The following is a 14,860-nucleotide window of genomic DNA, read 5'->3' on the forward strand; positions in this document are numbered from 1 at the left end:
CTCTCGGATCGGCTCAGGTCTGACGGCCACGGAAGGGCTGGCCCACCGCGGTGAACACGCGCTTCATCGACTCGGTCTCGGCAAACTCGGCGGCGCTGGCGTAGAGCAGCAGGAAGATCGAGAAGGGCAGCGTCACCATGATCGTCATGTCGGCGCGCGTCACCAGCCCCGGGGGCGCTATGCCGAAGAGGCTCGCGGCGAGGTTGGCGACCATCCAGAGGAAGGCCGAGAGCACCAGTGCCACGCCAAGCGTCACGAACCAGCGCAGCCGGTCGTGCTGGTCCGCGAGGAACAGCAGCCCGCAGGCGCAGACGTAGGACATCAGGAAGATGCGCGGCAGCTGCTCGACCTCGGTGGCGAGGAAGGCGAGCCCCGCCCCCACCGCCTTGCTGCCCTCGCCCGCAAGGATGTGGCGGGCGACGCCGTCGGCACAGAGGCAGGTCACGAGGCCGTAGAGCACGCTGGCGCAGAGCGCCGGCCAGAAGGCGAGCTTGGCGTAATCCCAGAACGGGATCTGCGCGGTTTCTGGCCGCGGCCAGGCGCCCTGGTCGATGCGCAGGTGGCGGAACAGGATGGTGAGAAAGGCCAGCAGCACCAGCGCCGGCAGCAGCGGGATCAGCATGGCGGCGGCGACGACGCGGACCTCCTCGGCCTCGTCGAAGGCACCGACGCCGCTTGCGACCAGCGCGTATTTCTCGACCAGCACGTAGCTGAAGACGGCGCCGAATATGCTTGCGAGCGTGATGTCGTGCAGCGACTGCGCGGTGCTCTCGCCCGCCACCTTCTCGATGATCTCGGCGGTGGGCGTGTCGCGCAGCGCCTCGGGGATGCGGCGCGAGCGGATGGCATAAAGCGCGAACAGGCACTGCATGGAATCGGCCAGCGTCACCGCCTCGTCCTGCAGCTCCTGCAGCGCCTCGTCGTTGCTGTGCAGCTCGCTGATCTTGTTGGCGAGCAGGTTGTAGCGGGCCCGCAGGTCGTCGATGCGCGCGAGCGGCGCGTCGTCGTTGAAAAGCTGGCGGAAGGCCGAGCGCTGCGGCCCGATGATCGGCGCCTGAAGCAGGTCGATGCAGCGCAGCGAGCTCTCGATGCTCTGCACGGTGCCGCGCAGGATCGGGTTTGCGGGATGCGCCTCGAGCCGCTCGCAGAAGGCCTGCAGCAGCGGCATCTGAGCGTCCTCGCCGAAGTGGCCGTAGTTGAGCTCTTCCAGCGACTGCAGCACCCGGAAGATGTTGCGCGGGACGCCTGCGAAGAAATAGGCGATGGCGCGGATCTTGCGCTCGATCACCTGGAAGGTGGGCGAGGTCGCCCCGAGCGTGATCGACATGGCAAGCCAGAACGGCAGCGCGGTGCTGTTGGTCAGCGCCCCCTGCGCCGCGCCGTCCTCGCCGCGGTTGACGATCGAGCGGGCGATGGTGCTGGCGCCGCCGCTCACGGTCTCGGCCTGGCTGCTGCCGGCGATGAAGGCGGTGACCAGCTCGGGCGACAGCAGCAGCACGGCGTAGAGCCCGATGAAGAATATCATGTAGATGAGAAGCCCGCGCCGGTGCTCGGACCGGGTGGTGAGCGCCGACATGCGGACGTTCTCGAGCTCCTTGCGCGAGGTCTGGTTGTTCGACTTCAGATTGTCGACGGCATCGGCGGTGGTGTATTCCTTGTAGGCTTCGAAAAGCAGGATCACCGCGCCCAGGGCAATCGCCCAGATGGCATAGTTCTGCATGAGACCGGCTCGCTTGGCTGTGGCGTCCCCCGAACGCGTGAAAGGAGCTATGTCAGGTGACCGGGGTCACCAGGAGCACTTCTGGAACTCGGGATTGCACGATGTATTGGCGAGCACGGGGCCGGGGCCAGCGGAGAAGGTCACCGCGGCCGCGAGCAGCAGGGCAAGAAGACTGTGTTGCATGGGTTCGTTCTTCTAAATCAAAGGTCAAATCCGTAACGGGGAGAGTTTCCCCGAGAGTATATCTACCATAGGTAGCACAAATTCCCGAATCGCGCAACTTTCGCACCCGCGCCCGCGCCGTCCAGACTTTTTCTTTCGCGCGCGAAGGGCTACCTCGGGAAGATCATGAGCCGCTTTCTGATCCTCCAGCTGCGCCCCGAAACCGAGGCCAGCGACGACGAGTTCGAGGCCATCCTGCGCAAGGGCGGTCTCGCCGAGGAGGACGTGCACCGCCTCTGTCTCGACCGCGAGGATCTGCCGCCGGATCTCGATCCGCGCGATTATGCCGGGGTGATCGTTGGCGGCGGTCCCGGCTGCGTGTCCGATCCGCCCGAGAATAAATCGCCGGTCGAGGCGCGGATCGAGGCGGCCTGCCTGTCGCTGATGCCCGCGATCACCCGCCATGACGTGTCCTATCTCGGCTGCTGCTACGGCATCGGCATCCTGGCCCATCACCTCGGCGCCGAGGTCGGCAAGGCGCGCTACGGCGAGCCGGTGGGCGCCGTCCCCTGCCGCGTCACCGAAGATGGCGCGCGCGATCCCCTGCTTGACGGGCTGCCCGAGTGCTTCGACGCCTTTGTCGGCCACAAGGAGGCGGTGCAGTCGCTGGCGCCGGGGCTCGTGCACCTGCTCGAGGGCGCGGCCTGTCCGTTCCAGATGATCCGACACGGCGCCAACGTCTACGCCACGCAGTTCCACCCCGAGGCCGATGCCGCGGGCTTCGAGACGCGCATCCGCATCTACCGCCACCGCGGCTATTTCGCGCCCGAAGAGGCGGAGGGTCTTATCGGGATGTGTCGCGAGGCCGAGGTCATCTGGCCCGAACGGATCCTGAGCAACTTCGTGCAGCGCTTCCGCTGACAGCGGGGGCTGGCGACGGGGATGTGGGCGACGAAGGCCCGGGTCGCACAGGTCCAGGTGTCAGCTGCCCGGGCGTCGGAGGCTCACGTGGCGGGGCCCGAATGTCGGAGGTCCGAGTGACGGAGTTCAACGTTGACCGCCCCCCGCGCGGCTCAGCCCGCGCAGGAGGTCTTTGCGACCTCCACCGCGATGCGCAGCAGCAGTGCCACGCCCGACACCACCACGACCCAGGTCGGCGGCTTCGACAGCGGTCCGTCGAGGAGCCCCGCCTTGATGCGACCGTCGGCCTCGTCGAGGCTGGCCCGCGCCGCGATGTCCAGATCGCCCGACCGCGCCCGCGCCGCACGCAGGGCCCGCGCCTCGTGCCAGCGGGCGCGCAGCGGCACGCCCACGGTCCAGATCCCGCCGACGAGGAAACAGGCGATGAGCAGCCATCCGGCCACATCCAGCGGAAGGGAGCAGATCATGCCCGGTTCAGCCCTCGGGCAGGCTCAGCGGCACGCCCCCGGCCTGCGACAGCGCGATCAGCGTCCAGAGCGCCGGGCCGGTGCCGCGCGCGCCTGTGGCCAGCCGCGAGATCGTGCCGACGGCAACGCCGCTGCGCTTGGACAGCTCGTCGAGCGTCATGCCGCTGTGCTTCTGGATGTTGCGCACGATCTGCATGCCCATGAGCCGCGCCGTCTCCTTGGCGGCTCCGGCCTCGGCGCGGCCGATGTCGCGTTCGCTCAGCACGCCCTCGAGTTCCGAGAGCAGCGCCGCCTCGGCGATGCGCGCCTGCTTCACCGGGTCGACGGCGCCCCCCGAAAGGGACTGCGCCGGCTCGCCGAAGCCGTTGATGGAACCGTCGTCGGCCTCGGCCGCCACCGCGCCATGCGATTCGAAATCCGTATGTGCCATGTCCACCTCTCCTGATCGCATCCGTGGATTGACGTGTAAGTCAATATAGGCAGGTTTGACGTCAAAGTCAATTTTACCAGAGCCCGTGCCCCACCCTGCCGCGCGTGGGCCCCGGATCAGCCCTGCCTGGGAAAGCGCGTGACCTCGCGCCAGAGCCGGTCGAAGCGCAGCGGATCGGCCCGCAGCGCCTCTACCGCGGCCTCGGCATCCTCGCGCATGCCGCGCCAGAAGAAGCCCAGCCGCGTGCCCTTGGTCTCGGTGTAGAGCGCCGCCGCGCCCACCTGCAGGTCCGGGTAGAGCAGCGCCAGCGCGTAGGCCTCGGGGTCGCGGGAGCTTGCGGAGCTGCCGGGAGGCGCCGGCACCACGTGCTCGAACCGGCTCTGGATCGCGGCGACGTCAGGCAGATCACGCTGATCGAGCGCCGGGGCGGCCTTGGCGTCGGCGATACCGTGGCGGCGCAGCGCATCCTCCGGGGTCAGCGGCGACAGCAACCGCGAGAGCTGGCCGATGCGCTTGTGCAGGGTAAGCTCGGCCAGCGCCAGCTTGCGCGCCTCGCCGGGCAGCAGTCCGACCTTGTCGATGGGCTGGGCGTAGGACGACAGGACGAAGAGGGAAAACACGTCTGGGGCCTCGAAATTCCTGCGGCGGAGTTAAGCGGCCCGCGCGGGCCGCTGTCAATCGCCGCGCCCTAGAGCGGCCAGATCAGCGGGATCAGCAGCGACGAGAGAATGCCCACGGTGATGTTGAGCGGCACGCCGACCCGCAGGAAGTCCGAGAAGCGGTAGCCGCCCGGGCCATAGACCAGCGTGTTGGTCTGGTAGCCGATGGGCGTGGCGAAGCTGCAGGAGGCCGCCACCATCACCGCCACCACCAGCGGACGCGGGTCGATACCGAGCGCGTTGGCGAGCGAGATCGCGATGGGCGTCACCACCACCGCCACGGCGTTGTTCGAGACCGCCTCGGTCAGCACCGAGGTCAGCACGAAGACCGCCCAGATCAGCAGCGGCCCCGGCAACACTTCCATAAACGGCGCCAGCGCGCCCACGATGAGCTCGACCGCGCCGGAATGCTCCAGCGCTGCGCCGATTGCCAGCATGGCGAAGATCAGCGCCAGCAGCTGGCCCTCGATGAACGAGAATGCCTCGTCGGCGTCGATGCAGCGCGCCAGCAGCACGACCGCGACGGCGACCACCGCAAGCGCCAGGATCGGGGCCACCCCGAGCGCCGCAAGCACGACGATCCCCGCCATGGCACCGATGGCGATGGGCGCATGGCCGCGCCGGAAGGCACGGGCCGAGGGGTGGGACACGTCCACCAGCTCCATCTCGTCCGCCAGCCGCTTGATGTCCTCGGGCGAGCCCTCGAGCAGCAGCGTGTCGCCCACCCGCACCACGAGATCGTCGAGCTTGCGACCGATGTTCTGGTTCCGACGGTGCACCGCCAGCGGGTAGACGCCGTAGCGCCGCCGCAGGCGCAGGGCGCCCAGCGAGCGGCCGACCATCTTGCAGCCGGGCGAGATCAGCACCTCGACCGTGGTGGTCTCGCGCGCCGAGATCTGGTCCACGCGTTTCAGCGACTTGTCGCGCTGCAGGCTGAGCAGCTCGGTCATCTGGGTGCGCAGCACGACGCGGTCGCCGACCTCGAGCGTGACGCCCTGCAGCTCGCGCCGCAGCGACTCGTCGCCGCGCACCACGTCGATCAGCCTCACGCCCTCGCGCTTGAAGAGCTGCACGCCAAGCACATCGCGACCGATGAGGTTGCTGTCCGGCGGGATCACCGCCTCGGTGAAGAACTTCATCCGCGAGCGGTCCGACAGCATCCCCGCCATCGAATGGCGTTCCGGCAGCAGGAAGCGCCCCGCCACGACGAGGTAGAACATGCCCCATGCGACGAGGATGATCGCCAGCGGCGTGACCTCGAAGATCGAGAACGGCTCGAGCCCGGCACTGCGCGCGACGCCATCGACAAGCAGGTTGGTCGAGGTCCCGATCAGCGTGGTGGTGCCGCCGAGGATGGCGGCATAGCTGAGCGGAATCAGAAGCTTGGAGGGCTGGATGCCGAGCGAATGCGAGATCTGCACGAAGATCGGCAGCATCATCACCACGACCGGCGTGTTGTTCATGAAGGCCGAGGCGATGATCACCACCAGCATGATCAGCGCCATGGCCTGGCGCGGGCGCCGCGCCACCTGAGCCTGGGCGAAATGCGCGAAGGCGTCGAGCGCGCCGGTGCGCACCATTGCCCCCATCACCACGAACATCGCCACGATGGTCCAGGGTGCGGGGTTCGACAGGACGGCCAGCCCGGCGTCATAGGGCAGCACGCCCATGAACAGCAGGAAGGCGACGCCGCCGATCGCCACCACCTCGGTGGGATAGCGTTCCCGAACGAACATGATGAACATGGCCACAACCGTGGCAATGGCTACCCACGCCTGGGCCGTCTGGCTCAGTTCGAAGACTTGCATGGCTTATTGCCCATCGCTGCTCAATCCGACGCATTCTTACGCTGCACTGCAGCTAACACAAGCGCGGCCCCGACGCCCGCCTGCTCACGTGCTTTTCCGATCACGTCCAACGCCGAATCGCGCCAAATTTCATGCGCATCTTCAGGGCGTTGGAGCGTTCCATTTCCCGAGACCCCTGGCCCGGAGGCCGCGCGAACACGAGGCGGAAAGCCCGTGTGCGAGACCACTCCGGAGGGGCCTCCCGGCCTCAAGGCCCCGAGGACTCCAGCCTGCCGCCCTGCCGCACCATCTTCACGGTCACCGCCTTGCCGGTGCGGTCGTCGGTCTCGACATAAAGCCCCGACAACGTCGCCTCGCCAAGCGCCGGCTGGAAGCGCGTCTTGCCCATGCCGGTGATGAAGCGCCGCATCGGCTCGACCTTGTCCATGCCGATGACCGAATCGTAATCGCCGCACATGCCGGCGTCGCTGAGATAGCCCGTGCCCTTGGGCAGCACCTGCGCGTCGCCGGTGGGCACGTGGGTGTGGGTCCCCGCCACGAGGCTGGCGCGGCCGTCGCAGAAATGGCCCATCGCCATCTTCTCGGAGGTCGCCTCGCAATGCACGTCGACCATGACGGCCTGCGCCATGCCGCCAAGCTTGTAGCGGTTCAGCACCGCGTCCATGGCCGAGAACGGATCGTCGAAGGGGCGCTTCATGAACACCTGGCCCAGCACCTGCGTCACCAGCACCTTGCGCCCGCGCCGGTCCTCGAAGAGCCCGGCGCCGCGTCCGGGCGCCTGCTTGGCGAAGTTCAGCGGCCGGATCACCCGGGGCTCGGACTCGATGAAGGTCAGCATGTCCTTCTGGTCGAAGGAATGGTCTCCGAGCGTCACCACGTCGGCGCCGGCGCCGAGGATGAGCTTGGCGTGTTCGCCGGTAAGCCCCGCCCCGTTCGAGGCGTTCTCGCCGTTCACCACGACGAAATCGAGCTTCCAGTCCTCGCGCAGGCGGGGCAGGTTTTCGGCGATGGCGGTGCGCCCGGCGCGCCCCATCACGTCCCCAAGAAATAGCAGTCTCATGTCCGAATGCCTAAGCCGCTGCGCGCGAAAAGCAAAGCGTGATTTGCGCGTGATCGCCGGACCGGTGCGGCGGTCGGCCTGCGCCGCGCACGTCCTCCTTCGGGAAACTCCCCCGCCATTGTCCCGCCGCGAGCGCCTAGCGACACGCCAGCGCCGCTTCAATCGCCGCCTCGTCATAGGGACCGAGTGCGCGCGTCTCGATCCTGCCCGCCACGAGGGACGAGGCCATGATCCGCTGCCAGTCGCCGTCCGCGGTGATCATCTCGGGCCCCTGCCCGCAATCGCGCAGCCCTCCGGCGATGTGATCCCAGCCGATGCGGTGGTTGGTGAAGCCCGGGCGCGACGCCACTTCCTGCAGCGCGGGGTTGCCCGGGACATAGCGCCAGACCCGGAGCACGCGGGCGAGGTGCGGACGGTCGACCCAGGCGATCTCGACCTGTCCGTCGCCGTCGAGATCCGCCGCCCCGACCGGGGCAAGCCAGCGGTAGGGCTGGCCGATGAAAGGCCCTGCGGCCAGCACACCCTCGGAGGTGTAGAGCGCCAGCCGGGCGCCGTGGGCGGCATCGGTCTCGATCACCATGGCCGCGCGTTGCCCTCCGAGATCGACGAGCCGGGGCGCGAGATCCTCGAACACCCGCGTCTCCGGCAGGCGCAACAGAACGTCGCGGGTGCCGCCGTCCGCCTCGCGCAGGCGCAACCGCAGCGCGCCCCATTCGACGCCGTCGCCCAGCACCGCATGGCCGTAGCGGGTGGTGGGCTCGAGATAGCCGGCGCCGGTCAGGACCGGCTCGGCCAGTGCGGGGGCCGCCGCCCCGAGGCACACCGCAAGCCACGCACAGAGGACCCGCCCACGCGCGGGGCGCCGGCGCGGATCCGGGTGCGTGGAGCAGATCAGATCTGCTTCTCCGGCATCTGCACGACGAGACCGTCCAGCGCGTCGGAGACCTTGAGCTGGCAGGTCAGCCGCGAGCGGGTGGGATCGGGCTCGAAGGCGAAGTCGAGCATGTCCTCTTCCATGTCGTCCTTGGCGGGCAGCTTCTCGACCCAGTCGGGATGGACGTAGACATGGCAGGTCGAGCAGGCGCAGGCGCCACCGCAATCGGCGTCGATGCCGGGGATGTTGTTGTCACGCGCGCCCTCCATCACCGTCATGCCGGTGGCAACCTCGACCACGTGTTCGGTGCCGTTGTGCTCGATATAGGTAATCTTAGCCATTGCCTGATCGTTCCTCGTTCCAGAAGTCCCGCCATTCCTAGTGCTGCCCCGCGTCCATTTCCAGCCCCTTCGCCATGCCTGCCGCCACGCCCGGCGCGGTTGCCCTAATCGACGGCAGGCGCAGGCGCTTTAAAGCCTGCGGCAAACCCGTTAAGATCCGCCGCAAAACGGTCGCCGCCATGACATGGTCCACGACACGACCATGACACGACCATGACGCCCCAGAGAAGAAGACCCGAGCAGATGATCCGCCCGCCCCTCCTGGCCGCCGTGCTTGCGTCGAGCCTTGCCGCCTGCAGCGCCCCCGCCCCGGCGGACAACCCTTGGCCCGACATCGACGCGCCGCGCCCCGAGCGGCTCGCCGACGGCACCTGCCAGGCCCGCGAGGTCACGCCTGCGGTCTACGAGCATGTCATGGGAGAGGTGCAGGTGGTGCAGGCCGAGATCGCCGAAGATGGCACCGTGCTGCGCCCGCCGGTCTACCGCCGCGCCCCGGTGCCCCGCGTCGTCACCCCGCGCGAGGAGCTGATCTTCGCGAGCCCCTGCCCCGAGGAATTCACCACCGAGTTCGTCTCGACCGTGCAGCGCGCGCTGGCCGCTCGCGGCGTCTTCCGGGGCAGCGTCACCGGGCGCCTCGATGCGCCGACCACGGCGGCGATCCGCCGCTGGCAGACCGAGCGCGGCCTGCCGAGCGGGCAGCTCTCGCTCGAGACCGCGCGGGCGCTCGGCATCGTGGCCACGCCGCTCGATCAGGTCGAAAGCCTTTGAAGCAGTTTCCCGCCCGCCGCGGCGCGATCTGAAGCAAACATTAACCGAAGCACCGGCATCCTGCGCTCACCCGAAAGGAGCATTGCCGATGTCGCTTGCCGCCTCCCTCCCGCCCGCCGCATTCCCGGGCCACCAGCTTCCGGTCCAGCAGCTTCCAGGCCAGCAGCCCCTGTCGCAGGGCAGCAGTCGCGCCCTGCAGGTGACGGTGGTGAGCATCACGCAGACTTCCGGGCACAGCGCGCCTCCCGCGCCCGAGGCCGGCGACGACGTTCCCCTCGGCACCTACGACGATCCGGCGCGGACCCGGGCTGTCGGCGCCCCCCTCACCACCACCGACCTTTTGCGCGGGCTCGTCGACGAGATGTCGGCCCGCGGCAACGACATCCTCGACAATCTTGAGCTTCGGATCCGCGGCGTCATGGCCGAGGCGATGGGCGTCGCCTTCGATCCCGCCGACGAGGCCGCACCCAGCCTCGCCGATCTGCGCGCCATGGCCGAAGAGCAGGACCTGCCGATCCTCGTGCTCGCCGCCGACACCTTCCAGGGCCACAGGGACAGCTTCAACGCCGCCATCGCCACCATGCACGCCGGCATCGACCGGATGGCGCAGTCCCCGCTGCCCGAGACCCGGCACCTCGGCATCGTCAAGCACGCCGTCCGCGAGCTGGTCTCGGCGCAGTACGAACCCGAGGCGCTGCGCATCGACCTCGACGCCCTGCGCGGGGCGGCGCTGCTCAAGCTCACCGGCGCGCTGAACGGGCCGCTGGAACGCGACATCGGCCAGCGCCGCGCCGACGGCCACGCCGAACTTCGCGGCAAGCGCGAGGGGATGTTCCGGCACCTGATGCGCGACTACCAACAGGGCGGCCTGTCCGTCGTGGTCTCGACCATGACCGCCTGGGCGGACCAGGGCACGATCACCGACGGCGACAGCACCCTGAGCGACACAAGAAGCTACGCCTCCTACGCCAGCGCATCCTTCACCATCGGCGCCCCCCCGGAGCCACACACAACGCTCGCCCGGTACTGAGCCCGGAACACGAAAAGGGCGCGGCCTTGCGGTCGCGCCCCTCGTCTTTCCGTCTGCTCCGGGCGGTACGCCCGGCCGGAAGCCGTGGATCAGTTCTGCTCTTCGAGCGACAGCGCCACGAAGCGCGGGTCGCCGCCGCGACGGACCAGCAGCAGGAGCGACTTGCGGCCGGCGTCCCTGGCTTCGTCCACCTTGGTCTCGAGATCGGAGATGCTCAGCACCTCGGACTGGCCGGCCTCGGTGATCACGTCCCCCTGGCGCAGGCCTTTCTCGAAGGCTTCCGAGCTCTCGTCGACGTTCACCACCGCAAGGCCCTTGGCGCTGTCGGGGAGGCTCAGCTCCTCGCGCAGGTCCTGGGTCAGCGGGCTGAGCGTCAGCCCCATGAGCTCGCTCTGCGACGGCTCGCCCGGGGTCACTTCCTGGCTCGCCGGGAAGGTGGTCTCGGCGTCCTCGCGGCGACCGAGGGTCACCAGCAGCGTCTCGGAGTTGCCGTTGCGGTTCACCACCACGCGGACCGACTTGCCGACATCGGTGTTGCCGACGATCCGCACGAGCTGGCGGGTGTCCTGCACCTCCTTGCCGTCGAAGCTGGTGATCACGTCACCGGCCTGCATGCCGGAGTCCTTGGCCGGGCCGTCCGGCACGTCGGAAACCAGCGCGCCCTCGGCGGAAGCGAGGCCGAGCGCCTCGACCATGTCGTCGGTCACGTCCTGGATGCGCACTCCGAGCCAGCCGCGGCGGGTCTCGCCGAACTCGCGAAGCTGGTCGACCACCTTGGTCACGACGTTCGAGGCCATCGAGAAGCCGATGCCGATCGAGCCGCCGTTGGGCGACAGGATCGCGGTGTTCACGCCGATCACCTCGCCGTTCATGTTGAACAGCGGACCGCCCGAGTTGCCGCGATTGATGGCGGCGTCGGTCTGGATGTAATCGTCATAGGTGCCCGAGAGCGCCCGGTTGCGGGCCGAGACGATACCGGCCGAGACCGAGAAACCCTGCCCCAGCGGGTTGCCCATGGCCATAACCCAGTCGCCGACCTTGGCGTTGTCCGAGTTGCCGAAGGACACGAACTTGAGCGGGCTGTCCGCCTCGACCTTGAGCAGCGCGATGTCGGTGTTGGGATCGGTGCCGACCAGGGTTGCGGGCAGCGAAAAGCCCTCGAAGAACTCGATCTCGATTTCGTCCGCGCCCTCGATGACGTGGTTGTTGGTGACGATATAGCCGTCCTCGGAAATCACGAAGCCGGACCCCAGCGCCGAAGAGCGGCGCGGGCGGTCTTCACCCGGGCCGCCGTTGCGGTCCTGAAACTCACGGAAGAAATCCTCGAAGGGCGAGCCCTCGGGCACGATGCCCTGCGGGCCGGTACGGCCGGCGACCATGGTCGACGTGGTAATGTTCACCACCGAGGGGCTGACTTTTTCGGCAAGGACCGAAAAGCTCTGCGGCGCGCCCTGCGCGCTGGCCATCAGCGCCTGGGAGACGATCATGAACATCGACAGCGTGGCAAGCCAGAACAGCCGCAGCGGTCTGGCGTTGTCGCGTGTTGCAGCGAATGCTTCGGGTTTCACATGGAACTCCTTCTATGCGGCAGTCGCCCGTGCCGGAGCGTTCGCGGCGCCCTGCCTCCTCATCGTGAAGCTAACATAGGAGCTCGGGAGCAACACCAAAGAAAAGGTTGCAGCCTATCAAGCGCATGTGAAACGGCGGTGAGAATGGGTGAAAGGCGGCCTCCGGGCGTCCGTTCGTCTCTTGTAAAGGATTGCGCGGTAGAGCGTTCGGGGAGGGATCAACCGAAGGCAGGCGCATGGCACGGGAACAGCTCGAACGGTTCAGGCTCGTCGACCAGGCGCAGGAGGATCTGCGCAGTGCCGGGCGCATGCTGATCCCCGATCTCGACGCGGTGCTCGAGGCGTTCTACCGCCGCGCGCTGGCCGATCCGGTCGCCGCAGCCTTCTTCGCCGATGACAGCCGCGTGGCCCATGCCCGCGCCGCCCAGAAGGCGCACTGGACGAGGCTGCTCTCGGGCGATCTGGGCGAGGCGTATTTCACCTCGATCGAACATATCGGCCGGGTGCACGCGGCCATCGACCTGCCGCTCGAGCTTTTCGTGTCCTCCTATGCGCTGGCCTCCAGCGACTTGCTCGAACGGTTGCTCGCCAAGCTCGGCCTGCGGTTGGTGGGTCCCTCCGCCGCACGCTCCCGCCGCATCGTCAGCGCCGTGACCCGCGCCTTCATGCTCGACATCGAGCAGGTCACCGACGTCACCTTCCGGGTCTGGGGCGAAGAGCAGAAGAAGGCCTTCGACCATCTCGAGGCCGCGATCGACGAGCTCGCCGACGGCAACCTCACCCACGCGGTGCCGGGCCCGGGCGAAAGCGACTTCCCCGCCGCCTACGACGACGTGCGGGTCAAGCTGAACGGCGCCGCGCGCAATCTCGAGGCGCTGTTCGCGCGCGTCGCCCTGTCGATGGAGGATCTGCTGAACATCGTGCAGACAGTCAGCGGCTCGGCGGACGAGCTCTCGCGCCGCACCAGCAGCCAGGCCGCCTCGCTGGAAGAGACCACCGCCGCGATGCAGATGATCAACGAGAGCGTTCGCTCCACCAGCGAGCGCACCTCCGAGACGCGGGGCATCTTCGACAGCGCCAGGCGCGAGATGTACGAGAGCTCGCAGGTTGCTGGCAACGCCGCCGACGTGATGGGCGAGATCAAGACCTCCTCCGAGAAGATCGCCCAGATCATCGGGCTGATCGACGACATCGCCTTCCAGACCAACCTGCTGGCCCTCAACGCAGGCGTCGAGGCCGCGCGCGCCGGCGAGGCCGGGCGCGGCTTCGCGGTGGTGGCGGGCGAGGTGCGGTCGCTGGCGGCCAACTCATCGGACGCCGCGCGCGAGATCCGGGCGCTGATCCAGTCGAGTTCGGATCAGGTCAAGCACGGCGCGGTGCTGGTCGAAAACGCCCGCAGCTCGCTCGAGCGGGTGGTCTCGGGCTTCTCGTCGATGTTCGACGTGGTCAGCAGCATCGCCGAGTCCTCGACCGAACAGTCCAAGGGCATGCAGGAGATCAGCCAGAGCATCATCGAGCTCGACCGCATCACCCAGAGCAATGCCTCGATGGTGGACCAGACCTCGGACGCCATGGACGGCATCCGCCGCATGGCCGAGGACACCCGCACCCAACTCGGCTCCCTGCGCTTCCGCCAGCAGGGCGGCAGCATGGAGATCGGCTGGGGCGATGGCGATGAGGACCTGCAGCGCACCGGCTGATCGCGCGGTGCGGCGCACTTGTGGCGGGCGGCACAGCTCCGGGCAGAATGACAGCCGCCTTGTGCGGCCCCTGCCCTACCCGTGCAGGATCCAGAGCAGGATCAGACCGGTCACCACCGTCAGCAGCCCGAGGTTGCGGCGCATCTCGAGCGGCAGCTCGCGGAGCGCCTCGAGCAGGCGCTCCACAAGCGAAGGGGCCAGTGCATAGACCAGCCCCTCGAGGATGAGGACCATCGCGATCCCCGTGCCGATGTCGGTCAGCGTCACTCGCTGGCCGGCGGCGTGTCGTCCGCCGGCTCGGAGCCGGAGGCCGGGGCCTCGGGCGCCGGGGCCGTGTCTGCCGTCGGTTCGTCAACGGCCGGTGCGTCCTCAGCTGCCGGCGCCGCTTCGGACCCGGGGGCTTCGGATGCCGCCGCTCCCGGCACGTCCGAAGACGCCTCCGCACCTGCTTCCGCACCTGCTTCCGCAGCCCGTCCGGTACCGTCCTGGTTGTTGAAATAGGTGAAGAATTGCGACCCCGGCGTCATCACGATGGTCGAATTCTCGCCGGTGAGCGACGCCTCGTAAGCCTGAAGCGAGCGGTAGAAGGCGAAGAACTCGGGATCGGCGCCATAGGATTCGGCGAAGATGCCGTTGCGCTCGGCGTCGGCCTCGCCTCGGATCACGTTGGCGTCGCGTTCGGCCTCGGAGCGGGTCTCGACCACGGTCCGGTCGGCCAGCGCGCGGACCCGCTGCGCGGCCTCGTTACCGCGGGCGATCTCGTCGGCCGCTTCCCGTTCCCGCTCGGCGCGCATCCGGGCGAAGGTCGCCTCGAGGTTCTGCGACGGCAGGTTGGTCTGCTTCAGTCGCACGTCCACCACGTCGAGCCCCAGCGACCGTGCAGAAGCACGGGCCTGGTCACGGATGCGGTTGGTGAGCGCCCGGCGGTCCTCGGAGAGGATCACGTCCGAGGTCACCTGGTCGGCACCCAGCACTTCGCGGATCTGCGCGTTGAGGATGCCCGAGAGCCGGTCCTCGGCGGTGCGCACACCGCCCACGCCGACAGCCTGGCGGAACTGCACCACGTCGGCGATGCGGTAGCGCGCGAAGGCGTCGACCACGAGGCGACGGTCGTCCGACGGCGTCACCTCGATGGTGTCGGTGTCGAGCGAGAGGATGCGGTCATCGTATTTCACCACCTCCTGGATGAAGGGGATCTTGAAGGCGAGCCCGGGCTCTTCCTTCACCGACTTGATCTGGCCGAACTGCAGCACCAGCGCCTTTTCACGCTCGTCCACGACGAAGATCGAGGACAGCAGAAGCACCAGCACGATGACGATGGCCGGAAGGATATAGGTCGTCTTGCGCATGGA

General features: G+C 68.3%; 15 protein-coding genes. 4 read left to right on the forward strand and 11 right to left on the reverse strand.

Features of this window, described 5'->3' with window-relative positions; genetic code table 11:
* Positions 1–13: 13 nt before the first annotated feature.
* Positions 14–1,720 carry a hypothetical protein gene (locus BLQ77_RS03755; protein ID WP_089955579.1) on the reverse strand — a complete coding sequence of 569 codons (1,707 nt, stop codon included), beginning with the start codon at positions 1,718–1,720 and terminating at the stop codon, positions 14–16.
* A gap of 348 nt (positions 1,721–2,068) precedes the next feature.
* Here BLQ77_RS03755 and BLQ77_RS03760 point away from each other — a divergent pair, with 348 nt between their 5' ends.
* Complete coding sequence (locus tag BLQ77_RS03760; RefSeq protein ID WP_089955582.1) at positions 2,069–2,803, forward strand: glutamine amidotransferase; 735 nt, start codon at positions 2,069–2,071, stop codon at positions 2,801–2,803.
* Positions 2,804–2,955: 152 nt separating this feature from the next.
* Here the strand turns inward: BLQ77_RS03760 and BLQ77_RS03765 are convergent, their stop codons facing one another.
* From BLQ77_RS03765 to BLQ77_RS03795, 7 genes are all read right to left on the reverse strand, one after another.
* The gene (locus BLQ77_RS03765) at positions 2,956–3,270 is read right to left on the reverse strand and encodes a hypothetical protein (RefSeq protein WP_089955585.1); all 315 of its coding nucleotides are present in this window, start codon (positions 3,268–3,270) and stop codon (positions 2,956–2,958) included.
* Positions 3,271–3,277: 7 nt separating this feature from the next.
* A complete protein-coding gene (locus tag BLQ77_RS03770; RefSeq protein ID WP_089955587.1) occupies positions 3,278–3,700 on the reverse strand; it encodes a helix-turn-helix domain-containing protein in 423 nt (140 codons plus the stop codon).
* Positions 3,701–3,816: 116 nt separating this feature from the next.
* Entirely contained in the window at positions 3,817–4,320 is a 504-nt protein-coding gene (locus BLQ77_RS03775; RefSeq protein ID WP_008886266.1) for a hypothetical protein, read from the reverse strand.
* Between the two features lie 68 nt (positions 4,321–4,388).
* Positions 4,389–6,167, reverse strand: a complete 1,779-nt coding sequence (locus BLQ77_RS03780; protein ID WP_008884214.1) for an SLC13 family permease — start codon at positions 6,165–6,167, stop codon at positions 4,389–4,391.
* A 247-nt stretch (positions 6,168–6,414) separates the two neighbouring features.
* On the reverse strand, positions 6,415–7,227 hold the full coding sequence (locus BLQ77_RS03785; RefSeq protein ID WP_089955590.1) for a TIGR00282 family metallophosphoesterase: 813 nt from the start codon (positions 7,225–7,227) through the stop codon (positions 6,415–6,417).
* A 136-nt stretch (positions 7,228–7,363) separates the two neighbouring features.
* Entirely contained in the window at positions 7,364–8,050 is a 687-nt protein-coding gene (locus tag BLQ77_RS03790) for a hypothetical protein (RefSeq protein ID WP_089955593.1), read from the reverse strand.
* A 68-nt stretch (positions 8,051–8,118) separates the two neighbouring features.
* Complete coding sequence (locus BLQ77_RS03795) at positions 8,119–8,442, reverse strand: 2Fe-2S iron-sulfur cluster-binding protein (RefSeq protein ID WP_008883776.1); 324 nt, start codon at positions 8,440–8,442, stop codon at positions 8,119–8,121.
* A gap of 243 nt (positions 8,443–8,685) precedes the next feature.
* Here BLQ77_RS03795 and BLQ77_RS03800 point away from each other — a divergent pair, with 243 nt between their 5' ends.
* Together BLQ77_RS03800 and BLQ77_RS03805 are read left to right on the forward strand one after the other, a co-directional pair.
* Positions 8,686–9,210 carry a peptidoglycan-binding domain-containing protein gene (locus tag BLQ77_RS03800; protein WP_242661626.1) on the forward strand — a complete coding sequence of 175 codons (525 nt, stop codon included), beginning with the start codon at positions 8,686–8,688 and terminating at the stop codon, positions 9,208–9,210.
* A gap of 88 nt (positions 9,211–9,298) precedes the next feature.
* Complete coding sequence (locus tag BLQ77_RS03805) at positions 9,299–10,240, forward strand: hypothetical protein (RefSeq protein WP_089955598.1); 942 nt, start codon at positions 9,299–9,301, stop codon at positions 10,238–10,240.
* A gap of 89 nt (positions 10,241–10,329) precedes the next feature.
* On the opposite strand, the gene BLQ77_RS03810 is transcribed toward BLQ77_RS03805, so the two are convergent.
* Positions 10,330–11,808 carry a DegQ family serine endoprotease gene (locus tag BLQ77_RS03810; RefSeq protein WP_089955600.1) on the reverse strand — a complete coding sequence of 493 codons (1,479 nt, stop codon included), beginning with the start codon at positions 11,806–11,808 and terminating at the stop codon, positions 10,330–10,332.
* A 236-nt stretch (positions 11,809–12,044) separates the two neighbouring features.
* On the opposite strand from BLQ77_RS03810, the gene BLQ77_RS03815 reads away from it, so the two are divergent.
* Positions 12,045–13,508 (forward strand): methyl-accepting chemotaxis protein, encoded by a 1,464-nt coding sequence (locus tag BLQ77_RS03815; protein WP_089955603.1) that lies wholly within the window; start codon positions 12,045–12,047, stop codon positions 13,506–13,508.
* Positions 13,509–13,583: 75 nt separating this feature from the next.
* Here BLQ77_RS03815 and BLQ77_RS03820 read toward each other — a convergent pair whose 3' ends face one another.
* Both BLQ77_RS03820 and hflC read right to left on the reverse strand, forming a co-directional pair.
* On the reverse strand, positions 13,584–13,775 hold the full coding sequence (locus tag BLQ77_RS03820) for a DUF2065 domain-containing protein (RefSeq protein ID WP_008884965.1): 192 nt from the start codon (positions 13,773–13,775) through the stop codon (positions 13,584–13,586).
* The gene (gene hflC / locus BLQ77_RS03825) at positions 13,772–14,857 is read right to left on the reverse strand and encodes a protease modulator HflC (protein ID WP_089955606.1); all 1,086 of its coding nucleotides are present in this window, start codon (positions 14,855–14,857) and stop codon (positions 13,772–13,774) included. Before hflC ends, BLQ77_RS03820 begins: the two co-directional genes overlap by 4 nt.
* Positions 14,858–14,860: the final 3 nt, after the last annotated feature.

It is taken from the genome of Salipiger thiooxidans, from assembly GCF_900102075.1.
GTDB lineage: Bacteria > Pseudomonadota > Alphaproteobacteria > Rhodobacterales > Rhodobacteraceae > Salipiger > Salipiger thiooxidans.